This window comes from Corynebacterium sp. c25Ua_89 (assembly GCF_047459735.1).
GTDB classification, from domain to species: domain Bacteria; phylum Actinomycetota; class Actinomycetes; order Mycobacteriales; family Mycobacteriaceae; genus Corynebacterium; species Corynebacterium simulans.
Map to the genome: position 1 here is coordinate 272,345 of NZ_JASBOD010000003.1, position 26,579 is coordinate 298,923.

Annotated in this window: 28 protein-coding genes and 1 riboswitch; of the genes, 15 read left to right on the top strand and 13 right to left on the bottom strand. The window is 60.7% G+C overall.

Annotation, left to right across the window (positions count from 1 at the left end; all coding sequences use genetic code 11):
• Window positions 1-38: 38 nt before the first annotated feature.
• Together QKB66_RS06665 and QKB66_RS06670 are read right to left on the bottom strand one after the other, a co-directional pair.
• A complete protein-coding gene (locus tag QKB66_RS06665) occupies window positions 39-1,085 on the bottom strand; it encodes an ABC transporter permease (RefSeq protein ID WP_256999694.1) in 1,047 nt (348 codons plus the stop codon).
• Window positions 1,085-1,660 (bottom strand): ABC transporter ATP-binding protein, encoded by a 576-nt coding sequence (locus QKB66_RS06670; protein ID WP_414252959.1) that lies wholly within the window; start codon window positions 1,658-1,660, stop codon window positions 1,085-1,087. The genes QKB66_RS06665 and QKB66_RS06670 overlap by 1 nt, the downstream gene beginning before the upstream one ends.
• 110 nt (window positions 1,661-1,770) lie before the next feature.
• Between QKB66_RS06670 and QKB66_RS06675 the strand changes: the two genes are divergently transcribed.
• Both QKB66_RS06675 and QKB66_RS06680 read left to right on the top strand, forming a co-directional pair.
• On the top strand, window positions 1,771-1,980 hold the full coding sequence (locus QKB66_RS06675) for an antitoxin VbhA family protein (RefSeq protein WP_414252960.1): 210 nt from the start codon (window positions 1,771-1,773) through the stop codon (window positions 1,978-1,980).
• 10 nt (window positions 1,981-1,990) lie between these two features.
• Window positions 1,991-2,608, top strand: a complete 618-nt coding sequence (locus QKB66_RS06680) for a Fic/DOC family protein (RefSeq protein ID WP_049063784.1) — start codon at window positions 1,991-1,993, stop codon at window positions 2,606-2,608.
• A gap of 6 nt (window positions 2,609-2,614) precedes the next feature.
• Here QKB66_RS06680 and QKB66_RS06685 read toward each other — a convergent pair whose 3' ends face one another.
• Window positions 2,615-3,454, bottom strand: a complete 840-nt coding sequence (locus tag QKB66_RS06685; RefSeq protein WP_248093645.1) for an NAD(P)-dependent oxidoreductase — start codon at window positions 3,452-3,454, stop codon at window positions 2,615-2,617.
• Between the two features lie 25 nt (window positions 3,455-3,479).
• Window positions 3,480-3,553: riboswitch (guanidine-III (ykkC-III) riboswitch) on the top strand.
• A gap of 897 nt (window positions 3,554-4,450) precedes the next feature.
• Here QKB66_RS06685 and hemL point away from each other — a divergent pair.
• The 7 genes from hemL (at window position 4,451) to QKB66_RS06720 (ending at window position 10,901) form a co-directional block, all read left to right on the top strand.
• Window positions 4,451-5,773, top strand: a complete 1,323-nt coding sequence (gene hemL / locus QKB66_RS06690; RefSeq protein WP_248093646.1) for a glutamate-1-semialdehyde 2,1-aminomutase — start codon at window positions 4,451-4,453, stop codon at window positions 5,771-5,773.
• A gap of 32 nt (window positions 5,774-5,805) precedes the next feature.
• Window positions 5,806-6,414 (top strand): histidine phosphatase family protein, encoded by a 609-nt coding sequence (locus tag QKB66_RS06695; protein WP_062035984.1) that lies wholly within the window; start codon window positions 5,806-5,808, stop codon window positions 6,412-6,414.
• A 46-nt stretch (window positions 6,415-6,460) separates the two neighbouring features.
• Window positions 6,461-7,027, top strand: a complete 567-nt coding sequence (locus tag QKB66_RS06700; protein ID WP_248093778.1) for a TlpA disulfide reductase family protein — start codon at window positions 6,461-6,463, stop codon at window positions 7,025-7,027.
• Window positions 7,028-7,069: 42 nt separating this feature from the next.
• A complete protein-coding gene (locus QKB66_RS06705; protein ID WP_248093649.1) occupies window positions 7,070-7,870 on the top strand; it encodes a cytochrome c biogenesis CcdA family protein in 801 nt (266 codons plus the stop codon).
• 16 nt (window positions 7,871-7,886) lie between these two features.
• Window positions 7,887-9,530: a cytochrome c biogenesis protein ResB gene (locus QKB66_RS06710; RefSeq protein ID WP_414252961.1), complete on the top strand. Its 1,644-nt coding sequence runs from the start codon at window positions 7,887-7,889 to the stop codon at window positions 9,528-9,530.
• Window positions 9,531-9,612: 82 nt separating this feature from the next.
• Complete coding sequence (ccsB, locus tag QKB66_RS06715) at window positions 9,613-10,644, top strand: c-type cytochrome biogenesis protein CcsB (RefSeq protein ID WP_414252962.1); 1,032 nt, start codon at window positions 9,613-9,615, stop codon at window positions 10,642-10,644.
• Window positions 10,644-10,901 (top strand): helix-turn-helix domain-containing protein, encoded by a 258-nt coding sequence (locus tag QKB66_RS06720; RefSeq protein WP_061920405.1) that lies wholly within the window; start codon window positions 10,644-10,646, stop codon window positions 10,899-10,901. The genes ccsB and QKB66_RS06720 overlap by 1 nt, the downstream gene beginning before the upstream one ends.
• Window positions 10,902-11,062: 161 nt before the next feature.
• Here the strand turns inward: QKB66_RS06720 and QKB66_RS06725 are convergent, their stop codons facing one another.
• Window positions 11,063-11,347, bottom strand: a complete 285-nt coding sequence (locus tag QKB66_RS06725) for a hypothetical protein (RefSeq protein ID WP_248093651.1) — start codon at window positions 11,345-11,347, stop codon at window positions 11,063-11,065.
• 41 nt (window positions 11,348-11,388) lie between these two features.
• On the opposite strand from QKB66_RS06725, the gene QKB66_RS06730 reads away from it, so the two are divergent.
• A complete protein-coding gene (locus tag QKB66_RS06730; protein WP_061920409.1) occupies window positions 11,389-11,718 on the top strand; it encodes a DUF4229 domain-containing protein in 330 nt (109 codons plus the stop codon).
• A gap of 4 nt (window positions 11,719-11,722) precedes the next feature.
• Here the strand turns inward: QKB66_RS06730 and QKB66_RS06735 are convergent, their stop codons facing one another.
• Window positions 11,723-12,613: a 1,4-dihydroxy-2-naphthoate polyprenyltransferase gene (locus QKB66_RS06735; protein ID WP_239239194.1), complete on the bottom strand. Its 891-nt coding sequence runs from the start codon at window positions 12,611-12,613 to the stop codon at window positions 11,723-11,725.
• A gap of 214 nt (window positions 12,614-12,827) precedes the next feature.
• Between QKB66_RS06735 and QKB66_RS06740 the strand changes: the two genes are divergently transcribed.
• Entirely contained in the window at window positions 12,828-13,499 is a 672-nt protein-coding gene (locus tag QKB66_RS06740; RefSeq protein WP_034656208.1) for a metal-dependent transcriptional regulator, read from the top strand.
• Here QKB66_RS06740 and menE read toward each other — a convergent pair whose 3' ends face one another.
• From menE to QKB66_RS06780, 8 genes are all read right to left on the bottom strand, one after another.
• Window positions 13,500-14,633: an o-succinylbenzoate--CoA ligase gene (gene menE, locus QKB66_RS06745; protein ID WP_005322961.1), complete on the bottom strand. Its 1,134-nt coding sequence runs from the start codon at window positions 14,631-14,633 to the stop codon at window positions 13,500-13,502.
• A gap of 56 nt (window positions 14,634-14,689) precedes the next feature.
• Complete coding sequence (locus QKB66_RS06750; protein ID WP_023020499.1) at window positions 14,690-15,517, bottom strand: metal ABC transporter permease; 828 nt, start codon at window positions 15,515-15,517, stop codon at window positions 14,690-14,692.
• Window positions 15,517-16,350 carry a metal ABC transporter permease gene (locus QKB66_RS06755; RefSeq protein ID WP_023020500.1) on the bottom strand — a complete coding sequence of 278 codons (834 nt, stop codon included), beginning with the start codon at window positions 16,348-16,350 and terminating at the stop codon, window positions 15,517-15,519. The genes QKB66_RS06750 and QKB66_RS06755 overlap by 1 nt, the downstream gene beginning before the upstream one ends.
• Window positions 16,347-17,033 carry a metal ABC transporter ATP-binding protein gene (locus QKB66_RS06760; RefSeq protein ID WP_023020501.1) on the bottom strand — a complete coding sequence of 229 codons (687 nt, stop codon included), beginning with the start codon at window positions 17,031-17,033 and terminating at the stop codon, window positions 16,347-16,349. Before QKB66_RS06760 ends, QKB66_RS06755 begins: the two co-directional genes overlap by 4 nt.
• Before the next feature lie 6 nt (window positions 17,034-17,039).
• Window positions 17,040-18,206 carry a metal ABC transporter substrate-binding protein gene (locus QKB66_RS06765; RefSeq protein WP_414252963.1) on the bottom strand — a complete coding sequence of 389 codons (1,167 nt, stop codon included), beginning with the start codon at window positions 18,204-18,206 and terminating at the stop codon, window positions 17,040-17,042.
• A 362-nt stretch (window positions 18,207-18,568) separates the two neighbouring features.
• Entirely contained in the window at window positions 18,569-18,718 is a 150-nt protein-coding gene (locus QKB66_RS06770) for a hypothetical protein (protein ID WP_168162301.1), read from the bottom strand.
• Window positions 18,719-18,752: 34 nt separating this feature from the next.
• Window positions 18,753-19,721 (bottom strand): 1,4-dihydroxy-2-naphthoyl-CoA synthase, encoded by a 969-nt coding sequence (locus tag QKB66_RS06775; protein WP_070497825.1) that lies wholly within the window; start codon window positions 19,719-19,721, stop codon window positions 18,753-18,755.
• A gap of 295 nt (window positions 19,722-20,016) precedes the next feature.
• Window positions 20,017-20,478 (bottom strand): DIP1984 family protein, encoded by a 462-nt coding sequence (locus QKB66_RS06780; protein ID WP_414252964.1) that lies wholly within the window; start codon window positions 20,476-20,478, stop codon window positions 20,017-20,019.
• A gap of 76 nt (window positions 20,479-20,554) precedes the next feature.
• Here QKB66_RS06780 and QKB66_RS06785 point away from each other — a divergent pair, with 76 nt between their 5' ends.
• The 4 genes from QKB66_RS06785 (at window position 20,555) to menD (ending at window position 26,578) form a co-directional block, all read left to right on the top strand.
• Complete coding sequence (locus QKB66_RS06785; RefSeq protein ID WP_311518902.1) at window positions 20,555-21,574, top strand: o-succinylbenzoate synthase; 1,020 nt, start codon at window positions 20,555-20,557, stop codon at window positions 21,572-21,574.
• Window positions 21,575-21,730: 156 nt separating this feature from the next.
• Window positions 21,731-24,151, top strand: a complete 2,421-nt coding sequence (locus QKB66_RS06790; protein WP_414252998.1) for an excinuclease ABC subunit A — start codon at window positions 21,731-21,733, stop codon at window positions 24,149-24,151.
• A 60-nt stretch (window positions 24,152-24,211) separates the two neighbouring features.
• Window positions 24,212-24,919 carry a hypothetical protein gene (locus QKB66_RS06795; RefSeq protein WP_248093665.1) on the top strand — a complete coding sequence of 236 codons (708 nt, stop codon included), beginning with the start codon at window positions 24,212-24,214 and terminating at the stop codon, window positions 24,917-24,919.
• A gap of 33 nt (window positions 24,920-24,952) precedes the next feature.
• Complete coding sequence (gene menD, locus QKB66_RS06800) at window positions 24,953-26,578, top strand: 2-succinyl-5-enolpyruvyl-6-hydroxy-3-cyclohexene-1-carboxylic-acid synthase (protein ID WP_248093677.1); 1,626 nt, start codon at window positions 24,953-24,955, stop codon at window positions 26,576-26,578.
• The last annotated feature ends 1 nt before the right edge of the window (window position 26,579 follow it).

Genomic DNA, 26,579 nt, shown 5'->3' on the forward strand with positions numbered 1-26,579 from the left:
GTGCCTGCGTGCTGTCAATAGTTTGTGGGGAAATGGGATTACAAGAAAAGCGCCACTGCCACTACTGCGAGGCCTTTCCAACCACGGCTTAAGTAGCCCACCACCTCAGGGGAAAAGGAAGCACCGAAACCGCCCGTATCGACCATGCTCATTTGCGTCACGCGGGCAGGGCGGGACCTGGTGTAGCCGGCCCACGCCAGGCCTACCGCGATGACTGCAAGTGCGGCAAGTGAAAGCTGCCACACGATGGCAACAAAGACCGTTCCTATAATCGCTGTGCCTATCGCAGCGCTCATAGGAAGACCCCACTCTGCCCAAGGCCCTTCCACGATTCGCCCAAAGGAACCTGCGCGGCTTACGGCCGCACCCACCATGGACCAAGCGGTGGCAAATGCAAGAATGCCCAGCGAACCCAGGTGCGGTGCGAACCCGAGGCTCAAACCAGCAACTGCCAGTGCGCCGACGCCGATGTACCAACGCCTGCCTAGACGGCGCGCGAAAAGACCAGCTAAAGAAGCGGACGAACCGATCTGCGGTTTCAACCACATGCTTTGGCTGGCTAGGGCGTCGGAGCTGACCTCAGAGTCGAGCAGGTTCACACCTGAACTGCTCACCTGGCGGGAACGGCCAGCAGCGAGCAGTGACGCAACGGTGAAGGAACGCCAGCCCACGGCCATGCGTAATGCTGGCGCTGCCAGTGCGAATAGAGGAGATGCGCCGAGGGACACGCAAAGCAGCAACGCGAGTGCAGTGACCCCGAGCAGCTGCAGAACTGAAATTGAATCCATGCCCCGCAGGCGTCCTTGTGGGCGGAGGTGGTAAACCCACCGAGGGCCTGACATCCCACGCAGCGGGAACAGCGCCTCCAGAAGCGCAATCAGCGCCAGCAATCCCAGGATGCCGCCCGTTGTCTGTAGAGGAGCAACGTCGGTGCGAATTACGACGAAAGGCAAATAGTCGGCGGCGTATTGCCATACGCCAAAAAGTACGCCTAGGAGACATCCAAACATGGTGATCGCTCCAACGACGTCACCGAACTTCGACAGGGCCCGTGTCATGCCAGTACGAGAGTTGGTGTCAGGCATCATAGCTCCACCAACTCATCGCACGCATCGGTGACGGTAGGCGAGTGGGACGCCACGATGATGCAGCGACCTTCTTTCGCCAGGTGGCGCAGTTCGCTGCTGAGGAATTGCGTCCACTCGGCGTCGAGGTGGCGCTCGGGTTCGTCGATAAGCAGCACTTGCGCGGGCTGGTAGAGCTGGATGGCCAGGAAAACGCGCTGGCGCTGGCCCGCGGACAAACGCGTGGCGGGGTGAGGTAGGAGCTCCTCAAGCGCCCACAATTCGATGATTTCAGCGAAGTCAACGCCAGTGGTCCGGGCGATGAGATCGATGTGCTCGCCCACGGTGAGGTCCGGTAGGAAGATTGGGTCGGCCACGGTGAGCACCGCGCTTGCCGACGCCCTCGTTCCCACCTCCTTCCCATCAACACGGACGGTGCCCTCGAGAGCCGCGAGCTCGCCACCGAGAGTGGCGAGCAGCGTCGACTTGCCTGAGCCGTTAGCTCCCTTGAGGCCGTACATGCGGCCCGGGGCAAACTCGCGGGCAAGATGGCCGAGGGCTGCGGTATGTCCGTAAGTGGCATCGATGTTCAGCATGCGGCAAGGCTATCAATTCTGCTGCTTGCAGGCTTTCAAGACCTTGGTTTTGGTACCTTGAGCTGCTAAAATTTAGCGTCAAACAGCTATTTTTGGGGGGGAGAAAAAGAATGGTTAATCCACAGCCCGCTAATGAGTTCATAGACACCGAAATTGATAAACCGAGGGATAACAAGTTGGCCTTGGGAGACGCAGCAATGCGTTTGGCCGGCCATGACGTTAGTGACCCGGAAGTCCGTGACTTGGCCCGCCGCGTAGCCGCTGGCACGGTGTCTGCTGAGGACGCAATAGCCCAAGTTCGCCGGACGGCATTTAAGTAAGCAGGGGAAAATGAGCGGGGGTTGGAAAGATTACTTCATTCCAGGAACAACGGTTCTGAAGAATCTATTGGGGGCAACTGATGCTGAGGAGCTCCGATTACTCGAGGAAAAACTGGTATTCCTGCGAATCTCGGAATTACAGCATGAGCCCCTAGAGGGGAATTTTGATTATCAGCATTTCAAAGCCATCCATCGCCACCTTTTCCAGGATGTTTATGAATGGGCGGGGCAGGAGCGTACGGCTCCTACTGACCAGTTCATGGTGAAGGCCGGTCATGCTTATTACCCAGCGGGTCCAGAGCTGACCAAGGCCGCGAACAAGATTTTTGCTGGTCTTGCCCGCGATAACCTGTTGTGCGATATGACTCTTGAGGAGTTCGTCCCGAAGCTGGCGGAAGTGTGGGGTGAACTCAACGTTGTGCACAGCTTCCGCGAGGGAAACACCCGCACGCAGACCGTCTTTTTCGCGTTCCTTGTGGATAATGCTGGGTTTGCCTTGGACGTGGAGCGCCTAGCCGTTGATAGTGAACTGCGTGAGCGGTTCATCGCTGCACGTTTTCATAGCCAGGACACAGGCGATAACGCGCAGCTGGCGCGGGTGCTGCGCGAAATCGTCGGCAACCGCTAGCTCGTGCTAGCCCTTGTTGCGGAATACAAAGATAGAAGAGAAGTCCTGGTCGCCGTGTCCCATGGACTGCTGTTCCTCAAAGCGTTCGATGGCGGCATGCACTGCTGGCAGCGGCTTAGAAGAGGTAGCCTCCATGAGCTTGGCATCCTTGCAGAGGGCATCGACAGTGAAGTCGCCTGGAGTGGTATTGCGCTCGCCGGTGACGAACGGGCCCTTCATGCTCTTCATGAATGCCAGGCCCGTGATGTCCAGCATTTCCAAGACGACCTCGGAATCGAGGCCCTCGGATTCGCCGAGCTGAAGAGCCTCCAGCAGTCCCTCGGCGGTAACAGCGAGCGCCAAGTTGGCAAGCAGCTTGCCAATTGCCGCGGTGGCTGCCGATTCCACACCGATGAGCTTGTTCTCACCAGCCCAGGGCTCAACCAGATCCATGGCCTGTTCGCGGCGGGCGTCGTCAGGCGTGCCCACGTAGACGCCGAGCTCACCATTACGCGCCGGGCCAAGGGAGCCCACCACCGGGGCATGGACGTAGGACTCCACCGCCGCGGCGAACTCGCGGGCGGCCTCCGGGGAGACGGTTGTGGTATCAATCCAGGTCACACCCTCCGGAATGAGGTTGGTGTCGATAACACGCTCCCGGATGTCATCCGGGCCGAACAGCGAAGTGATGATGACCTCAGCATCTTTTACCGCATCCTCCGGGGCGGCGGCGAGAGCGGCGCCTTCGCGGACAAGCGGCTGCGCACGCTCGGCGGTGCGGTTCCACACGGTGACGTCGTGGTTAGGGATGAGGTGGCGGGCAAGCTCGCTGCCCATGCGGCCGGTTCCAAGGAATGCAATCTTCATGGCTGCCAGTGTGCCATTATTGAGCGAAGGCGCGCAGTCTTGTAGGGCGTGCCTCCGGACGAGGGAGCCGTACCCGGCCAGCGTGACAAGACGGCCAGAAGGAGCAAAGCGGCGTGGTTCGTATCCCGTCGGTACTGCCTACGCCGTCTGGGCTGGCGATGATCATCGGCGGAACCGTAGGCCTGAAAACCGTGGGCTAGGGCAGCGGGATGTAGATTTCCTCTGGACGCGGAAGTGGTGGCGGTTTCGGGATTTGATCGATTCCCTGTTGTACCTCCGGTGGAAGCGGAACCTTTGTGGGAATCCGCGGCGGCGCTGGTGGCGGCGGTGGCGGTGGCATATGAAATTCCGGCAGCTTTGGCAGGCCTGGAACTGGTGCGGGTGCTGGACGCCGTGGTGGCGGAGCCGGCGCAGGTGCGTGGACAGTTACCGTATCGGGTGAATGCGGCGGTGCTTCTGGTGGTGAGGCCTGTTGGCTTTCTTGCGGAACTTGCTCAGGTGCGGGCGCCTTCGGTGTTTCTTTCGGCTTTGGTTCGTGTTTGCTGGATGACTCTTGCGCGGAATCTAGCGCTAAGCGTGTGGCCGGTTGTGGCGCGGAGCCCTGGGCCCAAGGCGTGGTGCTTTCTGATGTTTGCGTTTCCAGCGGTTTCATATCTTGAGCTGGAACCATGGTGACTTCTCTGCTTGCGCAGGATGCACAGAATAAAGCGCTAAGGCCGATAGCGCAGAAGAAAATGCGTGAGCGCATGATGAAATTCCCCCTTTAAAACCACCGCCACGGGTGTTGGTTGCAAGCTGCATGAGCAGCCTGAGCACAGCGCGCTTTGTTGTTCCCCCATGACGCTGCGATCGTGGCGACGGCAGTAGCTTAACCTCATTTTGAAGCGCGTGCAGGATTAACGAAATGCGGAGTAGCTGCGGTGGGGCGCGAAGTGCTCTGGGCGCGGTGGCGCGTTTCGGGCACTCCAACTCTTGTATAGGGACAAAGCAGTTACAATGTTGGCTATGCCTAATACGAGTCAGCAGCCAGTTTCCCAGTCCACCCAGTGGTTCGAGCGCGCCTCCAAGGTCACCCCAGGTGGCGTGAACTCTCCAGTCCGTGCCTTCGGTTCGGTCGGCGGCCAGGCCCGCGTCATCGCACGCAGCGAGGCTTCCCGCCTGTGGGACGTCGACGGCAACGAGTACGTTGACCTGGTTAGCTCCTATGGCCCGATGATCCACGGTAATGCTCACCCGGCAATCGTGGAGGCTGTGCAGAAGGCAGCGGTCGATGGCCTTTCCTTTGGCGCGCCGACTGAGGCAGAAACCCTGCTGGCAGAGCGCATCGTTGAGCGCACCGCAGTCGAGCAGGTGCGTCTGGTCAACTCCGGCACTGAGGCAACCATGTCCGCCGTGCGCTTGGCCCGTGGCTTTACCGGCCGCGCAAAGGTGTTGAAGTTTGATGGCTGCTACCACGGCCACGTCGACGCGCTCTTGGCGTCGGCAGGCTCCGGCGTTGCTACCTTCGCCCTTCCGGATTCCCCAGGCGTTACCGGCGCAACCGCTGCCGATACCATCGTTGTTCCTTATAACGATCTGGATGCTGTGCGTGAGGCTTTTGCCGCACACCCGGGTGAGATCGCCTGCATCATAGCTGAGGCAGCCGCGGGCAACATGGGCACCGTGGCTCCCGATGAGGGCTTCAATGCGGCGTTGAAGGAAATCGCGCATGCCGACGGCGCGCTGCTCATCCTGGATGAGGTCATGACTGGTTTCCGTACCTCCCACAAGGGCTGGTTCGGCGTCGACGGCGTCGCTGGTGACTTGGTCACCTTCGGCAAGGTTGTCTCCGGTGGTCTGCCTGCCGCCGCTTTTGGTGGCCGCGCCGACGTCATGGCTTACCTGGCACCGGCTGGTCCGGTCTACCAGGCAGGTACTTTGTCCGGTAACCCAGTTGCGATGGCTTCTGGTCTGAAGTCCCTGGAGCTTGCCGACGAAGAGCTGTACCCGCGCCTTGGCGCAAACGCTGACCGTCTGACCGGTCTTATCTCTGCGGCATTGGATAAGGAAGGCGTCGCTCACAACATTCAGCGCGCTTCCTCGATGTTCTCCATCCGCTTCGCTGAGGGCCGCGGCCGCAACTTCGACGATATGAAGGCTGCCGATACCTGGCGCTTTGCTCCGTTCTTCCACGCTCTTCTGGAAGGCGGCGTCTACGTTCCGCCATCAGCTTTTGAAACCTGGTTTGTCTCCGATGCGCTGACCGACAATGATTTTGAGGTAATCGAAAAGGCGCTCGCGCCCGCAGCAAAGGCTGCCGCAGCAGCCCAGCGCGCTTAAAGCTCATTTAAAGAAGAGCGAAAGGAACTTCTATGTCGACGACTATCGTCCACCTGGTCCGCCACGGTGAGGTGTACAACCCGGAAAAGATCCTCTACGGACGCATCCCGGGCTATCACCTTTCCTCCCGCGGCCACTCCATGGCGGCGCGCACTGCGGAGGCTTTCCGTGGCCACGACGTGACCTACTTGGCAGCTTCCCCGTTGCAGCGCACGCAGGAAACTGCGCAGCCGATCTCCAAGGTCACCGGCCTTGACGTTGAGATCGACAAGTCCGTCATCGAATCCGGTAACCGTTTTGAGGGCCTGCGCACCAAGGGCTGGAATTCCCAGCTGTGGAACCCACAACGTTGGCCGCTGCTGCGCAACCCGATGCAGCCTTCCTGGGGCGAGCCTTTTGAGGAGATCGCTGCCCGCATGGTTAATGCAGTCGAGCGCGCACGCGATAAGGCAGAAGGCCACGAGGCCATCATCGTCTCCCACCAGCTGCCCATCGTCATGGTCCAGCGCACCGCACTGGGCAAGCGCCTTGCCCACGCACCATGGGACCGCGAGTGCGACCTTGCCTCGGTGACCTCGCTCGTCTTCCAAGATGACCAGCTCATCGACATCTTCTACTCCTCCCCGGCACAGGATATTTAAGGCAGAGTCCGTGAAACACAAACTTTTGCCTGTAGTTGCCTCGTTGATGGTTGTCGCTTCGGCTACCACTGCGTGCGGTCAAGACGCAGATAAAGCACAAAATGCAGTGGCGAGTGGCGGCACCTTTGAATTCTTTGCTCCAGGCGGAGAAAAAGTAATCAAATATGCGCCCGAAGAGCGCAAACCGTTGAAGTCCTTTACAGGAGAGAATCTGCGCCACGACGGCCAGACCATTTCCTTGGATGATTTCTCTGACCAGATCGTCGTACTGAACTCTTGGGGACAATGGTGCGCTCCTTGTCGCTCCGAATCGGATGACTTACAAAACATCCACGCCGAGCTGACCAAACGCGGTACCGGTACAGTTCTGGGAATTAATGTCCGCGACTTCAACCCGGAAATTTCCCGTGACTTTTTGGAAGATAACGGGCTGGAGTATCCGTCCATCTACGATCCGCCTTTCAAGACGGCTGCGGCTCTTGGCGGCGTACCGACCTCTGTCGTGCCAACCACCATCGTGCTCGATAAGCAGCATCGACCAGCCGCCGTATTCCTGCGCGAGATCACCGATAAGGATGTTCTCGAAGTCGTAGATTCGCTGGAAAAAGAGTAGTTTCCACTGCTAGACAACTTATTTAGAATTGCGCGAGGTTTCATGGACTTTACGGATACGGCGCTCAACGTCGAATCGGTCATCACTAGCGGTCCTTTCGCCCTAGGTTTTCTCCTCGCTATGGCCGCTGGCTTGGTCAGCTTTGCCAGCCCGTGCGTGGTCCCGCTCGTTCCCGGCTATATCTCTTACCTGGCCAGTGTGGTTGGCGGTGAGGTTAGTTATGACGCGGAGTTTGGCGTCGGCGTCGGCAAGCGCAAGCAATGGGCTGTAGTACTTGCCGCGGCGCTGTTTGTGCTGGGCTTTACCGTGGTATTCGTGCTGGCGACGGTCTCTGTTTTCGGCGCTATTTCCGCGCTGACGCTCAACGCTGATGCGCTCATGCGGATAGGCGGCATCATCACCATCCTCATGGGCGTTGTGTTCATGGGCGTGGTGCCGGTGCTGCAAAAGGACACCCGCATGGCGCCGCGGCGCTGGACCACGTGGTTGGGTGCGCCGCTGCTCGGCGGCGTCTTTGCTCTTGGTTGGACGCCGTGTCTGGGGCCTACGCTCGGGGCGATTATCTCTGTCTCCGTTGGCACTGAAGGCATGACCGCGGTCCGCGGAACGTTCCTTATCATCGGCTATTGCTTGGGACTGGGGCTGCCTTTCCTGCTCGTTGCGCTGGGCTCAGCCCGTGCCATGCGCACTATCTCTTGGATGCGGCAACACTCTCGCACCATCCAGATCATCGGTGGTATCGCCATGATTCTGGTGGGCCTCGCACTGGCTACCGGCTTGTGGGGCAACTTCATCAGCTTCATCCGCCAGTGGACGTTTGAATACGGCGCGACCCTAATTTAAGAGGATAAGAAGGCATATGAAACTTATCGTTCGCTATCTGCGCAAGGCATGGCATTGGCTGACCAGCATGCGCACCGCACTGGCATTGCTGTTCCTGCTCGCCCTGGCTGCGATCCCGGGCTCGCTGCTTCCACAGCGCGATCTCAACGAGGCTAACGTCAAGGACTTCATCAGCTCCCACGGCAAGGTTGCGGAAATCTACGACAAACTGCAGCTTTTCGACGTCTTTTCTTCCATCTGGTTCCAGGCCATCTTCATGCTGCTGATGGTCTCCCTCGTGGGCTGCATCATCCCGCGTTCTTGGGAGCACTACAAAGCCTGGAAAACCCCGCCTACCCGTGCTCCGAAGTACCTGGAAAAGATGCCGCTTCACGCCGAAGGTCATTCTGAGCATTCGCCGGAGGAAATCAAAGCTCGAGTAACCAAGCTACTGAAAAAGTGGCGCGTTGCTGAATCAGGCCCGGAAGAAGACCGCCAGGGGCTGCAGTCTTTCTCCGCTGAGCGCGGCTATGCCCGCGAGCTGTGCAACCTGATTTTCCATATTGCCTTGGTGGCCATCTTGGTCACCGTTGCCGCCGGCCGCCTGTCTAACTACGAGGGCCAAGTCATCGTGGTCACCGAGTCCGGTTCCCAGGATGGGGAGACCAAACTGGATCAGTCCACCGAGTTCTGCAATACCTCGACCTCGAACTATGACTCCTTCCGCGCTGGCTCGCTTTTCGACGGCACAGGCCTGCACCCGTTCTGCTTCGTAGCTCACGACTTCACCGCGGATTATCTGGATAACGGCCAGGCGGAGATGTTCACTTCGAACGTTTCTTATGCGGAAGGCGATGACATCTACTCCGATCCTTCTAGCTGGAAGGATTATGAGCTCAGCGTCAACCACCCGCTGCGCCTTTCCCATAATCGCGTCTACCTGCAGGGGCACGGCTACGCGCCGACCGTGACGGTGGAGTGGCCAAACGGTGAGAAGCGTACCCAGACCATCCAGTTCCGCCCCGATGACATGGTTCGCTTCCTGTCTTCCGGCGTCATGCGTTTTGACCCGCCGGCTGGCATGTACTCGGATCTCTTTGAGCGTCGCCAGAATCAGCTCGCCATCCAGGGCCTTTTCGCGCCGACCGCACAGTGGTCCGGGGAGAACGGTCAGCTGCTGACCTCCGCGTACCCAGGGCTTACCGATCCGGCGCTGGCCATTGACATCTATCGCGGCGATGCCGGCCTCGATACCGGTACCGCCCAGTCCATCTTCGATCTGGATTCCTCCTTGGTGCACTCGGGCCAGCTGCAGAAGATTGACCGCGTGAATCTCTCGCAGAACGAATCCGTGACGCTGGACGATGGCACGAAGGTCACCTTCAACGGTGCCTCCCAGTACGCGAATTACCAGATTTCTTATGACCCATTCCAAAAGTGGGTCTTGGTCTCGGCCCTTTTGATGCTCGTCTCCTTGGTCGGTTCGCTAGTTATCAAGCGCCGCCGCGTGTGGGTGCGCATTAGCCCGGCCGCGGATGGAGGAACCGACATCCAGATGGCGGGTCTTGCCCGCACCGACCGCGCCGGTTGGTCCGAGGAGTTCTACGCGCTCTATCGCGAGCTTTTGGAACTGCCTGACCCGGACGAAGTAGAAGAGGACGAGATCTGGGTGGATGATTAATTCATCCGACTAAAGTTTGATGTCGCCTGCATGCGGGAGTATCGTATGCAGGTACTATTTGGAGCAAAGCGCAAGGTTTTCAATGCTGATCGATCAGAATCTGTCGAATTTTTCCGACATCGCCGTCCAAACGGCCTTCGTTATCTACGCCATCGCGCTGTTTATCTCGCTGGCGTACTACGGCCGCATGCAGTCGGTCATCGATGCCCGCCGCGCAGCTGCAGCAGATCGCGCGCAGTCCAAGCAAAAGGTAGCGGCAGGCGGCAGCCCCTACGCACCAGGCGCTGATGACGCTGCGCTTGCCGACGCCGCCGTCGCCGACACCACCCCAGTCAAAGACCCCAGCGTCCTCGAGGAAAAGGCTGACAAGCTCGGCGGCATGACGCAGATGCTGCTGTGGCTGGGCATTGTGCTCCACGTCGTGGCAATCGTGCTGCGTGGCCTAGCCACACACCGCTTCCCGTTTGGCAACCTGTATGAGTACGTGCTGATGGTGACCGCTGGCGTGCTCATCGTGTCCAACATCGCGATGCAGCGCAAGGAATGGCGCACGATGTGGCCGTGGATCCTCACTCCGATTTTGGCGCTGATGTTCTACGGTTCCACCAAGCTGTATGCGGAATCCGCTCCGGTTGTCCCGGCGCTGCAGTCGCACTGGCTGCCAATCCACGTCACTGTGGTTTCCCTCGGTGCTTCCATCAGCGTGGTTTCCGGTATCGCGTCTTTGCTGACTATGTTGCGTGTCTGGCAGCCGAAGGGCGCTGAGCGTAGTTTCGCTGGAGTTGTGGCAAAACCGCTGCCTTCGGCGAAGAAGCTGGATCAGCTTGCTTACCGCCTCGGCATCATCGCACTGCCGACCTTGGGCCTGGGTATCGTCCTCGGCGCCATCTGGGCGGAATCCGCATGGGGCCGCTTCTGGGGCTGGGACCCGAAGGAAACCGTCTCCTTCGCTACCTGGATTCTTTATGCGGCTTACCTCCACGCGCGTGCGACGCCGTCCTGGCGTAAGTTCTCGCCGTGGATCAACATTGCCGCGACCTCCTTGATGGTCTTCAACCTGTTCTTCATCAACATGGTTGTTTCCGGTCTGCACTCTTACGCGGGGTTGAACTAGTGCCTGATACGCATAAGCCAAGAAATAAGCAAGGAAAGCCAGCAGGCGATAACCCGCAGCTGCTCGCCATCGGCGCGGAGTTCGCTGCTCGCCGTCGCGAGCTCGGTATCCTGCAGCAGCAACTGGCCGATGCCGCAGGCGTATCTCGCTCCACTTTGCACACCATCGAGCACGGCGGCAGCGGTGTGCGCTGGGAGAAGGTCACCGCGGTCGCGGAGGCCCTCGGCCTTGAGATGAGCTTCCAGCCGCGCGCTTAGCGGCGTAGCTTTCCATCACTTTCTTCATGGTCCCATTGCTTGGGTCCCTTTGTGGGGCAATGGGACCATGAAGCGCGTTTCAGGGTTGCTGTTACTCGTAAAGCTACCCGTAGAGAGGGACCTTTAGAGGGGGACCATTCCGTGCCGGCGGAGAATACACTCTACTTCTCGTCCGTTTGGTCGCGCGGGAGCTCGTCGCGGTGGCTCTCGCGGCGCTGTTGACGGCGGCGCTCCTCGGCTTCCCGCTCGGCCTGCAACTCGCGGGCGCGGCGCTCCTTGAAGCGCTCCTTCTCGAGGTTCCACAGGAACTCTTCATCGTCGTCTGGGCCCTTGATGGCTGGGCGCTGCTGCGTTGTTTGCGGCTTCTTCCAGCTGGAAGGGCCAAAAGCCTTCCAGACCAGTACGGCGGCAAGAACAACTAAGACAAGCAAAATCAAACGACCCATGCGTTATATCCTACGGAATCGAAAGCGTAGACTTTAGCCCCATGACTGATACTTCTTCTGCACATAATCCGGAGCCGCCGGCACCCGATCCCGAGCTGCGCCGCCGCTCCCGCGCCGCGCTTTGGAAGTACGGCTTGGCCCGCCTGGTGCTTTTCATCCTGCTCACGGTGGTCATCGAGCTCATCGCCATCCTGGCAGGTTTCCCCATTCCAGTACTGCTCGCAGCGCTGCTTGCCCTATTCGTGGCGTTGCCGCTGTCGATGCTCGTGTTTAAGAAGTGGCGCGTAGAAGCCACCGAGACCTTGGCTGAGTACTCCGCTCAGCGCAAGGCTCATAAGGCTTGGGTCCAGGCTGAGCTAGCCGGCCGTTAATCCCTTAAACAAGAAAAAGCGCAATCGCGCTGACCAGCGCCCATGCCAGCATTGCGCGGCCAGTGATCCCAAGTACCGGGATGAGCTGGGGGCCGCGGGCGCCGCGGTTGACGGTGCGCACCGCCTGTAGTGCGAACGGGAAGTAGACCAACGCCGCGAGCGCCAGCCAGGAATCGAATGCGATGACAATGGTCAGCAGAACCGGGATGAGCAGCAGCCACATGAACAGGTTGCGAGACTTCTTATCGCCCAAGCGCACGGCCAAGGTAATCTTGCCGGCCTCAGTGTCGGAGGGGATGTCGCGAATGTTGTTGGCTAAGTTGACCGCGGAGCTCATTCCACCAATACCCACTGCGAGCGCAAGACCCGTCAGCGTGATGTGGCCTGCCTGCGTGAACTGGGTGCCCAGTACCGCCACCAATCCGAAGAAAATGAAGATAGCGACCTCACCGAGGCCACGGTAACCGTACGGATTCTTGCCACCGGTATAAAACCATGCGCCGGCAATACAAAGCGCGCCTACCAAGATGAACCACGCGGCGTTCGCTACCAAAGACAACGCAATGCCAGCCACGGCAGCAACTGCGAACGAAGCAAAGGCCGCGTACTTCACGTGCTGCGGCTTCGCCAGCCCACCGCCGGTTAGACGCTGCGGGCCAGTGCGGTCATCGTCGGTGCCGCGAATGCCATCCGAGTAATCGTTGGCGTAATTGACACCGATGATGAGCGCCCACGCCACAATGAGTGCGAGAAAGGCACGGCCCCAGTGTGCGCCGTCGGCAGCCGCGGCGGCGCCAGTACCAGCGATGACTGGGGCGAAAGCATTTGCCCATGTGTGCGGGCGAGCGCCTTGGAACCAGTCTTTGGCAGTTGCGGGATAGGCAGAAAGTGACATGTCAGTTATTGTGCCACGCCACCGCGGACATGCTGTGCACAAGGGACGCGCACGGCGGACATATAAAAGCCACGGGTATGGCGGAAGCGCGTCGTACGTACCCAAGAAAGGACGGCTGTGGGCCACACCCGTGACAAAAGTTCAATGCGTTGAACTTTCTTAAAGTTATCATGTGAATCGCTCGCGGGGCAAGGCCTTTACTACGATGAATGTCATGCATTTAAGCGATCTCCCTGAACGTACCCAGGACTACCTCAAAGTCCTGTGGGACCTCTCCGAGCACTCCGGCGGCGCGCCCATCGCGCTCAAGGAGCTGGCGGGGCGATTGAACCAAAAGGTGCCCACGGCGTCGGAAGCCGTAAAGCGTCTCGTTGCCCAAGGGCTGGTGGAACATGAGCGCTACGCTGGCGTTTCGCTGACCCCAGAGGGCCAGGCACTGTCCATGGGCATGGTCCGCCGCCATCGTCTCCTCGAGACCTTCTTGGTCAAAGAGCTGGGGTACACCTGGGACGAGGTTCACGAGGATGCCGATCTCCTCGAGCATGCATGCTCCGATCGCTTCATCGATCGACTCGATCAGCACCTGGGCCATCCTCAGCGCGATCCCCACGGCGATCCCATCCCCGACGCGCAGGGCAGCATCGAGGACCTTGGCACGCTCACGCTTGACGACGTCCCCCTTCACACCCCTGTCACCATCGAGCGGGTATGCGACGGAGACACCGAGCTGTTGCGCTACCTCGACAGCCATGGCGTCGGCCTGGGCGTCGAGGTCGTAGTCGATTCCCGCGTTGCGGGCCTGCTCAACCTGCACGCAGGGGACGAGGAGTTCTCTCTTGCGGAAGTCGCGGCCGCCGACGTGACGGTGCGCGCTAACGAAGTCTAATCAGTTCTTAAAGAGCCCTGCGACACCACGACGGTCCACCTTGCCGGGGCCGGTCAGCGGCATCTCAGCAATGCGGATAATCTCGCGCGGAATCTGCCACCGAGGCAGGTCATCGAGCGCTTCGAGGATGTCGGTGCGCGAGGCCCAGCCGGTGTAAGCTGCGGCGATCATCTGGCCAAGACGTGGATCAGGGATGCCCACCACGCATACACTGTCGACGCCCGGTACCTGCAACAAGAGCTGTTCCAGTTGTTCTGGGTGCAACTTCAACCCGCCCGAGTTGATGATGCTGTCCAGACGTCCAGTGACGGTGAGTTGACCGTGGGCGTCGAGCTCCCCGGCGTCGGAAGTTGCGAACCAGCCACCGACGAAGTCGCGCGATTCCACATTGCGGTAGCCCTGCGCAATGGTCGGCCCGCCCAGGAAAATGCGGTTATCTTCCCCGATGCGCACCTCGGTGCCGGGCAGGGGAGTGCCGTTGTAGACGCAACCGCCCGCAGTCTCCGAGGAGCCATAGGTGGTTACCACGGTGATGTCGAGCTTGCGCGCAGATTCTAATAGCTGGGGATGTGGCGCTGCTCCACCTACCAGGATGGAGTTGAAACGGCGCAGTGCTTGGATGCCGTCCAGCGAATCGAGTGCCTTGTGCAGCTGCATCGGTGTGAGCGCGGTGTACATGCGGTCCTCGGTGTGGGCGAGTTCTTCTGCTGCGCGGGCGAACTCGGTGATGTTAAAGCCTTGGGACAGGTCGAGGCACAGTGGCTCCACACCCGCCACCAACGAACGCACGAGCACCTGGATGCCCGCGATGTGGTGGGCGGGCATGGCCAGTAGCCATTGGCCGGGGCCACCCAGGAAAGAATGGGTGGCATCCGCACTCGCCACCAGGTTAAGCGGGCTTAGCTGCGCACCCTTCGGTGTGCCCGTGGAACCCGAGGTGGACACCACCAAAGCAATGTCCTCAGCAATCGATTCGCCCGCGCGCATGTGGTTGCGCAGCAATTCCGTCCGCGTGCGGTCCGCTGCGGGAAGGGGTAAGAGCGTGGTCTGCCCAGCGATGGCCTTCTCGAGGTCATCCAAAATTCCTGCGGGATTGCGGGGATCGACTGGGAGTGGGGCGAGGATATGAGTCACGAATAATCAGGTTACCCGGGCATATCGCTCGTCCCGGGAGGCGGCGCGCCGGGCGTTTAGAGCAAGGCGCGCAGCCCCATGCTGAGCAAATAGAACACACCCGCCAGCACCGCGATGCAGCCGCCCGCCGACAAACTGAGTGCGGCCGCCAGCCAGAGCCCGCCGCATGCCAGCGCAATGCCCGCGATACCGGCACCGAGCATGAGCTGGGTCGGGCGCTTGATCCACGGCTGCAACGCCGCCGCCGGGGCTACCAGCAGCGCCAGGGACAAGATAGTGCCCACTGCGGGAATCACCACCACCATGGTCACGCTGATAAGCGTGAGGGTAAGCAAGTCATAGCGGCCGGGCTTTCCGCCTTGTGCGCGGAAGGACGTCTGGTCGAAGTAGAAGGAGACTAACGTCCGGCGAAATGCCACCAGCACGCCAAGGCTGACCACCACCAGGGCGCCGACAAACCAGACATCCTGCGCATTGACAGTGGTCAGCGAGCCCACGAGAAAGCTATCCACGTGGATAGGTAGCGGTTGGAACCAGCGCAGCAACAAGATGCCCAGGGAAAATCCCAAGGTGAGCGTCACGCCGGCGGCAGCGGTCGAAGAAATGCCCTCGACGGTACTCAACCACCGCATAAGCCAGGCCAAAGGCAGGCAGAACAGTGCCGCCCCCACCATCAAACCCGTGGAGAGATCCAAGCTCAGAAGGTTGGCCACTACTACACCGAGCACCGCGCCGGGGAAGATTCCGTGCGACAGGCTCTCAGCGAAAAAGACGCGCTTGCCCATGACCATCAAGGTTCCAACTAAGCCAGATAAACATCCCACAGCGATGGCCTCAAGGAGGGGCATCCGCAGGATCTCTGGATCAAGATGAGACAGTCCCATTAGCTAAATACCCCCTTCAAGCCCGCTAGCGGCACGGTGGCAACCAGCATCAAGCTGACGATTGCCTGCGGCGAAATCTGGTGCGTGGTTTGGGACAGCATGATGGCAAATCCAACCACCACTGCCAGCGTGGACAAACCCGCAGCCCAGAAGCACATGCTGCGCGGGGATCCTGCGATCAAGCGCGCCGAGAGGCCTGGAATGACAATAAAACCGATAACCAGCAACACACCCACTGCCGAGCTAGCCGCCACCACGATTAGGCCAACCGCGATATTCGCAATGAGCTCATAAGCCGCCACGTTGATGCCCATGGCGCGGGCCGCTGTGGTATCGAAAGCGACGAGAATCTGCATGCGCCAGGTTGTCAGGATGAGTAGTGCCGCAATCACGCAGAGCGTGACGGAGGTTGCCAGCCTGGACTGCGTGACGTCGAGAAGCCGGCCAAACATGAGGGCCTCCAGCTGCCCGGACTTGTCGCCATAGGCCAAACTGATGACCACGCCGATGCCGTACATAAAGGTCAGCACCACGGCCGTTCCGGCTTCCATATCCAGCTTCTGCGCTGACTGGCCCTGCCCAGAACCCAGAGAAGCCAGCACCAGCACCGTCACCGTGGCCACCGCGGCCGCACCCGGCACGATGCCCGGGATGCCGCCCACGATGAGCCCTACCACGATGCCCGGAAAAACCGAGTGCACGAGGGCTTCCACCGTAAATTCCATGCGGCGGAGATTAACGAGGACGCTAATGGCAGCTCCCGCAATCGATAGGCACAGCAGGAAGAGGAAGGCATTGCGCAGGTACGGGGCGAAGAGAATCTGCTCTATCACAGTCGCGCGCCTTGCTCCATATAGGTTTCCACTGCTTCCTCGGTTCCCATGGTGCGGACCTTGCCGTCGATCACAAACGCCGCCCAGTCGCAGGTGTGCTGCGCCAAGATGGGGTCGTGAGTGGAGACGAGCAGGGCGATTCCTGCTTCCTTGAGATCCGCAATGATCTGAATCAGGATTCGGCGACTTTCTTGATCAAGCCCGTTGAAGGGTTCGTCGAGAAGCACCAGCTCCGGGGCCGAAACCAACGCGCGCGCGATGAGCACGCGCTGGCGTTGCCCACCCGAGAGCTGGCCAAACCGCGTCTCGGCGAGGTGCTCCATCCCCACTTGTCGCAGGGCATTGAGTACGCAGTCGCGGTAGCTACGCATGCTCGTGCACCTGTGCCACCAGCTCACTGAGGGCAAAAGGCCCATTTCCACGACCTTGTAAGCCGTGACGGGAAAGCTCAGGTCGGAGTCTTGGTACTGCGGGACGTATCCGAGCGAGGCGTCGATGGTGGCCATGCCGCGCAAGGCAGCCAGGCCAGTGATTGCCTTGAGCAGGGTAGATTTGCCCGCGCCGTTGGAACCTAGGAGCGCCACGGCCTCGCCCGCGCGGATCTCAAGGTCAACGTCGGTGAGGATATCCCGGGCGCCATAGCCGCAGGTGGCATTGTGCAGAGTGACTAATGGGGAAGACATAAAGAGCTACTTTCGCTTGGCGACGTCGAATTCCTGCAGCGATTCTGGCAACGGTTGCTGCTTGGAGTCCCAGGCGCTGACCAGGGTGTTGATGTTGTGGACGATGGATCCGATGTAGGTCTCGCCCTCACTGCCTGGCACACCTAGCGAGTCGCCGTACAAAGCGTCGTCGGATGTAACCGCCTTGACGCCTGCGGCGCGGGCGATGGCCTCGATGGACTTCGAGCTGTTGGAATTCTCCGCAAAGATGGCCTTGGCACCGGACTCGCGGACCTTCTTTACCTGCTCATCGATGTGGCTCGAGGTGGCGTCCTGCTGGTGGTTGAAGTCAGACAGTGCGGAGCCGATGAATTTCACGCCATACTCGTTAGAGAAGTAGCCGAAGGCGTCGTGGGAAGAGAAGAGCACGCGGTCTTGCTCAGGAACTGCGGACATGGAATCGCTGGCCCACTTGTCGAGGTCCTCCAGCTGGTCGGTGTACTTCTTGCCGGCGGCGGTGAAGGCGTCCTTGGCCTGCGGGGAGGCCTGGGACAACGTGTTGACGATGTTGTCGACCTGAATCTTGGCCTGCTTCGGGGAGGTCCACACGTGCGGGTCGTACTTGAATTCTGGGGCCTCGCCGTCCTCCCCCGGGAAAGGCCACGGGCGCGGGCTCACGTGTTCGATGCCCTCGTCGATGGTGTACTTGCCGTTGCCATCGCTCATGCCTTCGCTCTTGACGCCCGAGGTCACGGCCATGACGCCGTGGAAGCCGGAGGAGTCCACGGCTTGGTCGAGGAAGTGCTCGAGGTCGACTCCGTTGACGAACATGTAGTCGGCCTGGGAGAGCGCCTGCATCTGCTGTGGGGTCATCTCGTGCTCGTGGGCGCTGGCGTTGGGGGCGAGCAAACAGGTGAGGTCGAGGGTCACTGGGCCCTCGCCGGAGTTGGTCTCCGCACCCTGGGAGTCGACCTTGTGGAGCTTGAGGCCGCCGGCGGCTATCTGGGTGAGGTAGTCGCAGATCTGGGTAGTCGTGGCCACGGCCTTGACGGTGTCGCCGTCCTTCGGCTTTGCAGCGTCGGTGGATTCTTTCGAGGCGCTGCAAGCGGCGAGGCTGGCGCCGAGTGCTAGGGCACAGGTGCCTGCGAGAATGCGCTGTAGGGGCCGGCGTGGGGTGCTGTGATTTGAGCTCATAATGAACTTCCTTTGCATTGTGAGAAGCGAACTCAACAAACACTATCACCCTTGAACTGAATTGTTCAATACCGTGAACTTAGGTAGTCCTATCTCCTTCTTGAGCTGCTAAACTTAAAAAATCCTCTCACTTCAATGGATGAAGTGAGAGGTTGGGAAGCGGTGGCCTTAGTTGGCTACTTTTGTCTTCTTGCTGAAGAGAAGCTGGTCCAGGGAGTGCATGCCGGGGCCGGCGGCGACGAGCATGACGAATGAGTTGCTGAGTTTCATGCTCAACACTTTACGTATGAACTATGGACATGTCCACAATTGCTTGAGGTGTCTCACTCGGGAGGCGTGGGTGTCCCACGCCATTTACTCCGCTACATGTATGGATTGCGCGGGGTGTCCTCCTGATCGAAGGGACGCTCCCCACGCCTTTCGGCGTCTTTGATATGGCGCAGCATCCACACGCGCGAACCAAGAACGCCCGCAAACGCCAGGACAGCCAATCCGATGCAAAGATAAATCATGCTTCTTGCCTTGCTATAGCCATTAGCTGAAGCGCTAATAGTAGTACGGGAACTGCTCCCACTGTGGATCACGCTTTTCGAGGAATGCCTCTTTGCCCTCGACGGCCTCGTCAGTCATGTATGCCAGGCGGGTCGCCTCGCCGGCGAAGACCTGCTGGCCCATGAGGCCGTCATCGGTCAGGTTGAAGGCGAACTTCAGCATGCGCTGGGCTGTCGGGGACTTGCCGTTGATTTCGCGGCCCATCTGGATGGCGGCATCTTCCAAGTCGGCGTGATCGACGACCTCGTTGACGGCGCCCATCTCGTACATGCGCTGGGCGTCGTAAGTGCGCCCCAGGAAGAAGATTTCGCGGGCATACTTTTGGCCCACCATCTTTGCCAAGTAGGCCGAGCCATAACCGGCGTCGAAGGATCCGACGTCGGCGTCGGTCTGCTTGAAACGGGCCTCTTGACGGGAAGCGATGGTCATGTCGCAGACCACGTGCAGGGAATGCCCGCCGCCGGCAGCCCAGCCATTGACCACGGCGATGACCACCTTGGGCATGGTGCGGATAAGGCGCTGGACCTCCAAGATGTGCAGGCGGCCGCCTTCGACCTTCTCGCGGGCGGTGTCCACGGTGGATTCATCAGCGGTGGCATCATCGTGGGCGTGCTCGGTGGCGTAGCGGTACCCGGAGCGGCCGCGAATGCGCTGGTCACCGCCAGAGCAGAACGCCCAGCCGCCATCCTTTTCGGACGGACCATTGCCGGTGAGGAGCACGGTGCCTACGTCTGGGGTGCGGCGTGCGTGGTCTAAAGCGCGGTAGAGCTCATCCACGGTGTGGGGGCGAAAAGCGTTGCGCACCTCAGGGCGGTCGAAGGCAATGCGCACGATGCCGTTCTTGCGGCCCTCGCCGTTGAGCCGGTGATAGGTGATATCCGTGAGGTCTTCAAAACCCTCTACGGAATGCCACAATTCCGGCCGAAAGGGATTATCGGTGCTGTATTTTTTCTGCTCGCTCATAACGGCCAGCTTAGTGGCAAAAGAAGAATAGTCCCCATTCCCAACCCTCACCCACACACGCTGCCCAGCAGGCTGGTAATAATCAATACGTGATACTGCGAGGTTGTTGCCCCGCACAATACCCGTGTACGCCATACCAGCGCGGTACTCCATGCCATGGGGAGACTCGAACTCCCCCGCCCCTTAAAGCGCTAAAGGGGGCCTGCATTCCCTGAACTTTCCCCTCCAGGGTGGGGGCCTGCTCGCTGCAGGCGTGTGGGCTACCATCGCGCGCTTTAAGCAGCGCGCGATATGACTATCCGTTCTTCAGTTCGGTATTCCAGTTCAGTTGCTGGATGCGGGTATCCAGCTCGCGGTACTGCTTAGACAGATCGTCGACACGCTTGCGCATATCCGCCACCGAGATGGTGGAGACAAACTTAATCTCGTTGCGGGAATAACGATCCGAGCGTGTGCCCGCCCGCTGCGCCAAGTCGTGGTAGATGCGGCGCTTGCGCAACAGGCCGTCGCGAAGTGCGAGGGCTTCCATCAAGTTCCTCTTCTCATCAAAGGCGGTTGCGATATTCGTCGCATTAATGGCCTGCACCAGCTCATCGATGCGCCCGGTCACGCCGTCGAGCTCGCGCAGCAGCTCCTGTGGATCCTCCTCCGGGGTATCGCCCTCCTGCACGCGAACCACGGCGAGTAGCCGCTCGTGCAGGCTATTGAGACGCTCTTGCGCCTGGGCGCGCTCCGCCAATGCCTCAGCTAGCAGCATAATCCCTCCTTTATTGGTATAGGTTCCCAAAATAGCGCAGAGCGGGGGAGGGGGTCAATGGTCTGAGGGCGCTACCATGAATGCCATGCATATCGATGACGTCCTCGACCGGGCCCACGTAGTCTCCCTCCCGCTTGCCGTGCGTTTCCGCGGCATCACCACGAGGGAGGCCCTGCTCATCGATGGCCCGGCCGGTTGGGGCGAGTTCTCACCTTTCCTGGAGTACGGCCCAGCCGAGGCTGCGCATTGGTTGGCAGCCGGCTTGGAGGCGGCTTATGAAGGCTTCCCGGAACCAGTCCGCGATCTCATCGAGGTCAACGGCACCATCCCCGCCGTGCCTGCCAGTGAGGTTCCTGCCGTGATGGAGCGCTACCCAGGCTGTCGCACCTTCAAGATCAAGGTTGCCGAGAAGGGCCAAACGCTTGCCGACGACATCGCGCGCGTCACCGCCGTGCGCAACTACATCACCGAGCGCGGACGCGTCCCCGTCCTTCGCGTCGACGCCAACGGCGGCTGGAGCGTTGAGCAAGCAGTCGAGGCAGCCAAGGCTTTGATGCCGCTGGACTATATGGAACAGCCTTGCGCGAGCGCAGAAGAACTCGCGGAGGTGCGTCGCCAGCTGATGCGCAACGGGCTTTTTGTGCGCGTTGCGGCCGATGAGTCTATCCGCAAGGTCGAGGACCCGTACCGCGTGGCTGATCTGCAGGCAGCCGACGTCGCGGTGGTAAAGCCGGCGCCATTGGGCGGAGTGCGCAGGGTGCTCGACGTCGCCAAGCATCTACGTTCTCGCCACATGGATATTACGGTGGCTTCGGCCTTGGATACCTCGGTGGGAATCGGCATGGGGCTGGCCACTGTCGCGGCGCTGCCGAAGATTCTTGATGACGAAGACGTCGACGTCACTCCTGCCGCCGCTGGGCTGGCCACGGGCTCTTTGTTCCTCGAAGACGTCACGGAGCCGCGCCAACTGATTGATGGGCACCTTGCCGCCACCCCGCTCCCACCGGATCCGGCGCGCTTGTCCGGCCTGGCGGCCGCGCCCGAGCGCCGGGATTGGTGGTTTGCGCGCGTGCGTGAGTGTTGGCAGTTCCTTTAGAGTTTTAGTTCTGTCTGCAACGGCGTTTGTGCGGCGTGGAAAACCGCACAATTTGCCAATTAGCGCCTGGAAAACGCCAGGATCCCCGCCACTAATTGGCAAAATGTGCACTGTTGGCCTGAGTTTGTGCGCGGTAGGCTGGCGGCCATGACTGGCATGATTAGCGTCCGCGACGCCCACCTTCATAACCTGCGCAACGTCGACGTCGATATTCCGCGCGGCAAGGTCGTCGCCGTGACTGGAGTTTCAGGTTCGGGTAAGTCTTCCCTTGCTTTCGGCACCATCCACGGAGAAGGCCAGCGCCGCTACCTCGAATCCGTCGCGCCTTTTGCACGCCGCCTCATCGGCTCCGCCGTGGATCCGCAGGTCAGCCAGATTGAAGGCCTTCCACCCACAGTGGCCCTCGAGCAGTCCACCTCAGCGGGCGGCGCGCGCTCGACCGTCGGCACGATTTCCGCCATCTCCAATTCCGTACGTCTGCTCTATTCGCGCGCCGGGGATAACCCGGAAGGCCTGTATTCCGATTCCTTTTCGCCGAATACGCCCGAGGGGATGTGTCCGGAGTGTCAGGGCACGGGCGTGGTGCATGTGGCGACCGAGGAGTCGATGGTTCCGGACCAGTCCTTGAGTATCGAGGAGGGCGCCATCGCCGCCTGGCCCGGTGCATGGGCAGGCAAGAACTTTCATGACATCCTCATGACTTTGGGCTATGACATGGATTCCCCGTGGCGCGAGCTTCCGCGCGCAGACCGAGACTGGATCCTCTTCACCGAGGAACGCCCCGTGGTCACCGTCAAGCCACTGCGCGGCGCTGACCAGATTCAGCGCAACTACGAAGGCACGTGGCGCTCGGTGGCCAGCTACCTCAACAAGACTCTCGCGGAAACGCAGTCCGAGAGCTTGCGCAAGCGCACGCTCCAGTACATGGAGTCACATACCTGCCCGACCTGCCAGGGCCGCCGGCTGAATCCGCGCGCGCTGCAGGTCACTTACGCGGGCCTGCCAATCGACGCCCTCAACGACCTGCCCTTGGATGAGCTCCACGAGTTGCTTGCCAAGCAGAAACCGGAAGAAAACAGCGCCGAGGATCTCTTACTCAAACAGGTTATTCCTGCCTTGACCTCCGCCCTGGAACTCGGCCTGGCGCACCTGAGCCTAGGCCGCCCCACGGAGACGCTTTCGGCCGGCGAATTACAAAGAATCCGCCTCGCCGCGCAGCTGCGCTCGGGGCTCTTCGGCGTCACCTATGTGCTGGACGAGCCCTCCGCCGGCCTGCACCCAGAGGAGCGCACAGCCGTCATGGACATCTGCCGCCGCTTCGTCGCCGCCGGCAACACCGTCCTGCTGGTTGAGCACGACATGGATTTGGTCGCACAAGCTGACTGGCTTGTCGACGTCGGCCCTCACGCCGGCGAAGGTGGCGGCCAGGTACTGTACTCCGGCCCAATCGCCGACTATGTTGCCGATACCCCGACCAGTAAGGCGCTGGCGCGGCGTCGTTTGGCATTGAATGAGACCCCACGAAAGAGCGAGAAACAACTGCACTTACGCGGCATTAAGGCGCGCAATCTGCGCGGGCTCGACGTGGACTTTGCACTAGGTGCCTTCACTGCAGTTACGGGTGTCTCCGGTTCGGGAAAGTCCACGCTGGTCTCGACGGTTCTTGCAGGTCTGTTGCGCGAGCAGGCTACTGCCGTGACCGACGCCGAGGAACAACCCGACGGCGCGGCCCGGCAGTGGAGCGTCGAAAACACAGAAAATCTCGGCGAAGTCACCCGCCTGGTGCAAATCACTCAGAAGCCCATTGGCCGCACGCCGCGCTCGACGCTCGCGACCTATACCGGCCTCTTTGACCACGTCCGCAAGCTTTTTGCCAACACGCAAGAAGCCAAGCAGCGCAAGTGGACGGTCTCGCGCTTTTCCTACAACGTCAAGCAAGGGCAGTGCCCTACCTGCGGCGGCGCGGGGCAGATCGAGGTTGAGTTGGTCTTCCTTCCCGGTTCTTACACGCTATGCCCGGATTGCCAGGGCAAACGCTACAACCCTGAAACACTCGAAGTGACGTGGGGCGGGCGCACGATTGCGCAGATCCTGGAGTTAAGCGTTGACGACGCCCACGAGGTATTCGCCGCCGCTGAAGGCTCCGCGCAGGTCACCGCAATCATGCGCGCGCTGGAGACCCTCCAGGCCGTGGGGCTGGGCTACCTGCGCTTAGGCCAGGGCGCGCCCGAGCTTTCCGGCGGTGAGGCCCAGCGCATCAAGTTGGCCACCGAGCTGCAGCGCTCGCGCAATTCCCACCGCGGGCACACGGTTTACCTCCTCGATGAGCCAACCACTGGTCTGCACCCAGCGGACATCGCCTTGCTGAATGCGGAGCTGCACAAGCTTGTCGACGCCGGGCAGACCGTCGTCGTGGTCGAGCACAATCTCTCGGTTATCGCGGAGGCAGATACAGTCATCGAGCTGGGCCCTGGTGCCGGTGCAGCGGGCGGAAAGATTGTGGCTACCGGCACGCCAGGCGAGGTTGCCAAGCAGGACAGTCCAACTGGCGGCGCGCTGGCTGCAGCTGCAAGTTAATAAGGCGGCTTGCGGGTTTCTGCCTGTGTTTCTACAGGAAAATAGGGTATTTCTAGGAGCATGGCTAATAACTTTGGAAATAATTCCGGCGGCTACTCTGACGATGAAACCCGGCAGATTGGTCGCGTGACTGGGTATGGGCCGGGCTCCAACTCGGGCTTCGGCAGCAACGACGCCACCCGTCAATTCGGCGCGTCAGAGGAGCGGCCGCGTCAGGTATTTCCTGGCCAGGGCGCGCAACAGTCTCCGGCGCCTCAAGCAAGCCCTGGCGGATATGGTCAGCCCAGCGGATATGGTCAGCCTAGCGGCTATGACTCTGGCTACGAATCCGGCTATGAATCTGGCTATGAGCCGGTGCCCTCCAGCTATGAGGTGGAGCCGGAACGCAAGCGTAAGAGCGGCGGTTCTGGGCTGACCAGCGTCTTCGCTGCTATTGCGGCCCTGGCAGTTATCGCGGCCGGCGCACTGTTTTTCATGTGGCGCAACGCCAGCTCCGAGGCGGATTCCCAGCCGGAGACGGTAACCTCCACCGCAACGGTTACTGAGGAAAAGCCCACCACCGTTACTGAAACGGTCACCGAGGAAGCACCACAGAGTGAAAACCCGATCGACCAGCTGCCAACCGAGCTTCCGCCAGACGTACAGGATCAGCTGGATCAGGGTGGCGAGGACCTAGAGAGTCTACTGAACGACCTGCTGGGCGGCGGAAACGGCAATGGGAATGGCAATGGGAATGGCAACGGTAACGGCAACTCCCAGGGAGCTTAAGCCCCTAAACGCCAGCTAGTACTATGGAGCACCATGACTGACTCCATGAAGCTGGCGGAGGCGGTGGCTGCGCAATTGGCGCGCCACCTGTCTGACGTCATTATCTGCCCAGGCTCCCGCAACGCGCCGCTTTCTTTGGCGCTGCTGGCTCGCGAGGATATCCGCGTTCACACTCGTTTGGATGAGCGCTCCGCGGCCTTTACCGCCCTGGGCATGGCGCGCGTGCAGCGCCGCCACGTTGGCGTTGTGATGACGTCTGGCACCGCCGTGGCTAACGCTTTGCCAGCGATGGTGGAGGCAGCCCACTCGCATACCCCGCTGGCTGTCATCAGCGCCGATCGTCCCGCACGCTTGGTGGGCACGGGCGCTTCTCAGACCATTCAGCAGCAGGGCATTTTCGGCGTCTACGCTGCGACCACCCAGGTGGCTGAGGAAGCAGACATTCCGCAGGTTGCGCAGCGTTTTACTCGTGACCTGCAGGTGCACATCAACGTTGCCTTTGACGTTCCACTTCTCCACGAGTCACTGCCGGAAAAGCCGTCTGATCACACCTCCCGCAAGGCGCCTACGCCGCGGCCTGTCAACCACGGCGAGGTCGAGGTTGACTTGAGCAAGAACACGCTCGTTATCGCCGGCGACGAAGCTTGGGAGGTCCAAGGCCTCGAGGACGTTCCGACCATCGCCGAGCCCACTGCGCCGGCACCATTCCACCCGGTGCACCCAGCGGCAGCTCATATCTTCCGCCGCGCGCAGGTCTCGGCTAACGATTACGTGGTTAACACCAAGGTCGAGCAGGTCATCGTGGTAGGCCATCCTACGCTGCACCGCGGCGTCATGGCGCTCATCAACGACCCAGATATCGAGCTCTTCGTTCTTTCCCGCAGCGCCGATTTCACCAATCCGCGTGGCGAGCAAGCCACCTTGGGTACCACGGTCAAGACCACCGGCGAGCCGAGCCGCGAGTGGCTAAAGATCTGCGAGGGCGCCGCTGAGATGGCTTCCTCCGGGGTGCGCGAGGTCCTTGAGAACGAGGAGCTTGGTTTCACCGGCCTGCACGTCGCCGCCGCGGTGGGGGATACCCTCTCCGTCGAAGACACCTTGGTCCTAGGCGCCTCGAACCCGGTCCGCGATGCCTCGCTGGTAGGCCTGCCTTTCGACGGCGTGGATACCTTCTCACCCCGCGGCGCCGCCGGCATCGACGGCACCATCGCACAGGCCATGGGCATCGCGCTGGCCACCCAATCCCGCGAAGCTGATGCATGGCGCGCCCCGCGCGTTATCGCATTGCTTGGCGATGTCACCTTCCTCCACGACGCCACCTCACTTCTTGTTCCAGAAGGCGAGGCCCGCCCGGAAAATCTCACTATCGTGGTGGCCAATGATGACGGCTGCGGCATCTTCGAGCTCCTGGAACAGGGCGCAGAGCCGTTCCGCCCCTCCTTCGAAAAGGCCTTCGGCACCCCGCACGGAATGAAACTGGAACAGGTGGCGGAAGCCTTCGGTGCCGAGTACCGCGCGGCGAATACACCACAGGAGCTTCTCGATACGCTCGCCGAGCTGAAGGAATACTCCACCGGAGTTACCATCGTCGAAGCACACACCACCCGTGAGACCCGCCGCCAGCTGCAGGCGGAGCTGACTGCAAAGGTCGGCCAGTAGG

What these genes read in the sequence shown, in the direction of transcription:
- QKB66_RS06665 (WP_256999694.1), bottom strand. Translation starts at nt 1,085, where the DNA reads ATGCCTGACACCAACTCTCGTACTGGCATGACACGGGCCCTGTCGAAG.
- QKB66_RS06670 (WP_414252959.1), bottom strand. Translation starts at nt 1,660, where the DNA reads ATGCTGAACATCGATGCCACTTACGGACATACCGCAGCCCTCGGCCAT.
- QKB66_RS06675 (WP_414252960.1), top strand. Translation starts at nt 1,771, where the DNA reads ATGGTTAATCCACAGCCCGCTAATGAGTTCATAGACACCGAAATTGAT.
- QKB66_RS06680 (WP_049063784.1), top strand. Translation starts at nt 1,991, where the DNA reads ATGAGCGGGGGTTGGAAAGATTACTTCATTCCAGGAACAACGGTTCTG.
- QKB66_RS06685 (WP_248093645.1), bottom strand. Translation starts at nt 3,454, where the DNA reads ATGAAGATTGCATTCCTTGGAACCGGCCGCATGGGCAGCGAGCTTGCC.
- hemL (WP_248093646.1), top strand. Translation starts at nt 4,451, where the DNA reads ATGTTGGCTATGCCTAATACGAGTCAGCAGCCAGTTTCCCAGTCCACC.
- QKB66_RS06695 (WP_062035984.1), top strand. Translation starts at nt 5,806, where the DNA reads ATGTCGACGACTATCGTCCACCTGGTCCGCCACGGTGAGGTGTACAAC.
- QKB66_RS06700 (WP_248093778.1), top strand. Translation starts at nt 6,461, where the DNA reads ATGGTTGTCGCTTCGGCTACCACTGCGTGCGGTCAAGACGCAGATAAA.
- QKB66_RS06705 (WP_248093649.1), top strand. Translation starts at nt 7,070, where the DNA reads ATGGACTTTACGGATACGGCGCTCAACGTCGAATCGGTCATCACTAGC.
- QKB66_RS06710 (WP_414252961.1), top strand. Translation starts at nt 7,887, where the DNA reads ATGAAACTTATCGTTCGCTATCTGCGCAAGGCATGGCATTGGCTGACC.
- ccsB (WP_414252962.1), top strand. Translation starts at nt 9,613, where the DNA reads ATGCTGATCGATCAGAATCTGTCGAATTTTTCCGACATCGCCGTCCAA.
- QKB66_RS06725 (WP_248093651.1), bottom strand. Translation starts at nt 11,347, where the DNA reads ATGGGTCGTTTGATTTTGCTTGTCTTAGTTGTTCTTGCCGCCGTACTG.
- QKB66_RS06730 (WP_061920409.1), top strand. Translation starts at nt 11,389, where the DNA reads ATGACTGATACTTCTTCTGCACATAATCCGGAGCCGCCGGCACCCGAT.
- QKB66_RS06735 (WP_239239194.1), bottom strand. Translation starts at nt 12,613, where the DNA reads ATGTCACTTTCTGCCTATCCCGCAACTGCCAAAGACTGGTTCCAAGGC.
- QKB66_RS06740 (WP_034656208.1), top strand. Translation starts at nt 12,828, where the DNA reads ATGCATTTAAGCGATCTCCCTGAACGTACCCAGGACTACCTCAAAGTC.
- QKB66_RS06750 (WP_023020499.1), bottom strand. Translation starts at nt 15,517, where the DNA reads ATGGGACTGTCTCATCTTGATCCAGAGATCCTGCGGATGCCCCTCCTT.
- QKB66_RS06760 (WP_023020501.1), bottom strand. Translation starts at nt 17,033, where the DNA reads ATGTCTTCCCCATTAGTCACTCTGCACAATGCCACCTGCGGCTATGGC.
- QKB66_RS06765 (WP_414252963.1), bottom strand. Translation starts at nt 18,206, where the DNA reads ATGAGCTCAAATCACAGCACCCCACGCCGGCCCCTACAGCGCATTCTC.
- QKB66_RS06770 (WP_168162301.1), bottom strand. Translation starts at nt 18,718, where the DNA reads ATGATTTATCTTTGCATCGGATTGGCTGTCCTGGCGTTTGCGGGCGTT.
- QKB66_RS06775 (WP_070497825.1), bottom strand. Translation starts at nt 19,721, where the DNA reads ATGAGCGAGCAGAAAAAATACAGCACCGATAATCCCTTTCGGCCGGAA.
- QKB66_RS06780 (WP_414252964.1), bottom strand. Translation starts at nt 20,478, where the DNA reads ATGCTGCTAGCTGAGGCATTGGCGGAGCGCGCCCAGGCGCAAGAGCGT.
- QKB66_RS06785 (WP_311518902.1), top strand. Translation starts at nt 20,555, where the DNA reads ATGAATGCCATGCATATCGATGACGTCCTCGACCGGGCCCACGTAGTC.
- QKB66_RS06790 (WP_414252998.1), top strand. Translation starts at nt 21,731, where the DNA reads ATGATTAGCGTCCGCGACGCCCACCTTCATAACCTGCGCAACGTCGAC.
- QKB66_RS06795 (WP_248093665.1), top strand. Translation starts at nt 24,212, where the DNA reads ATGGCTAATAACTTTGGAAATAATTCCGGCGGCTACTCTGACGATGAA.
- menD (WP_248093677.1), top strand. Translation starts at nt 24,953, where the DNA reads ATGACTGACTCCATGAAGCTGGCGGAGGCGGTGGCTGCGCAATTGGCG.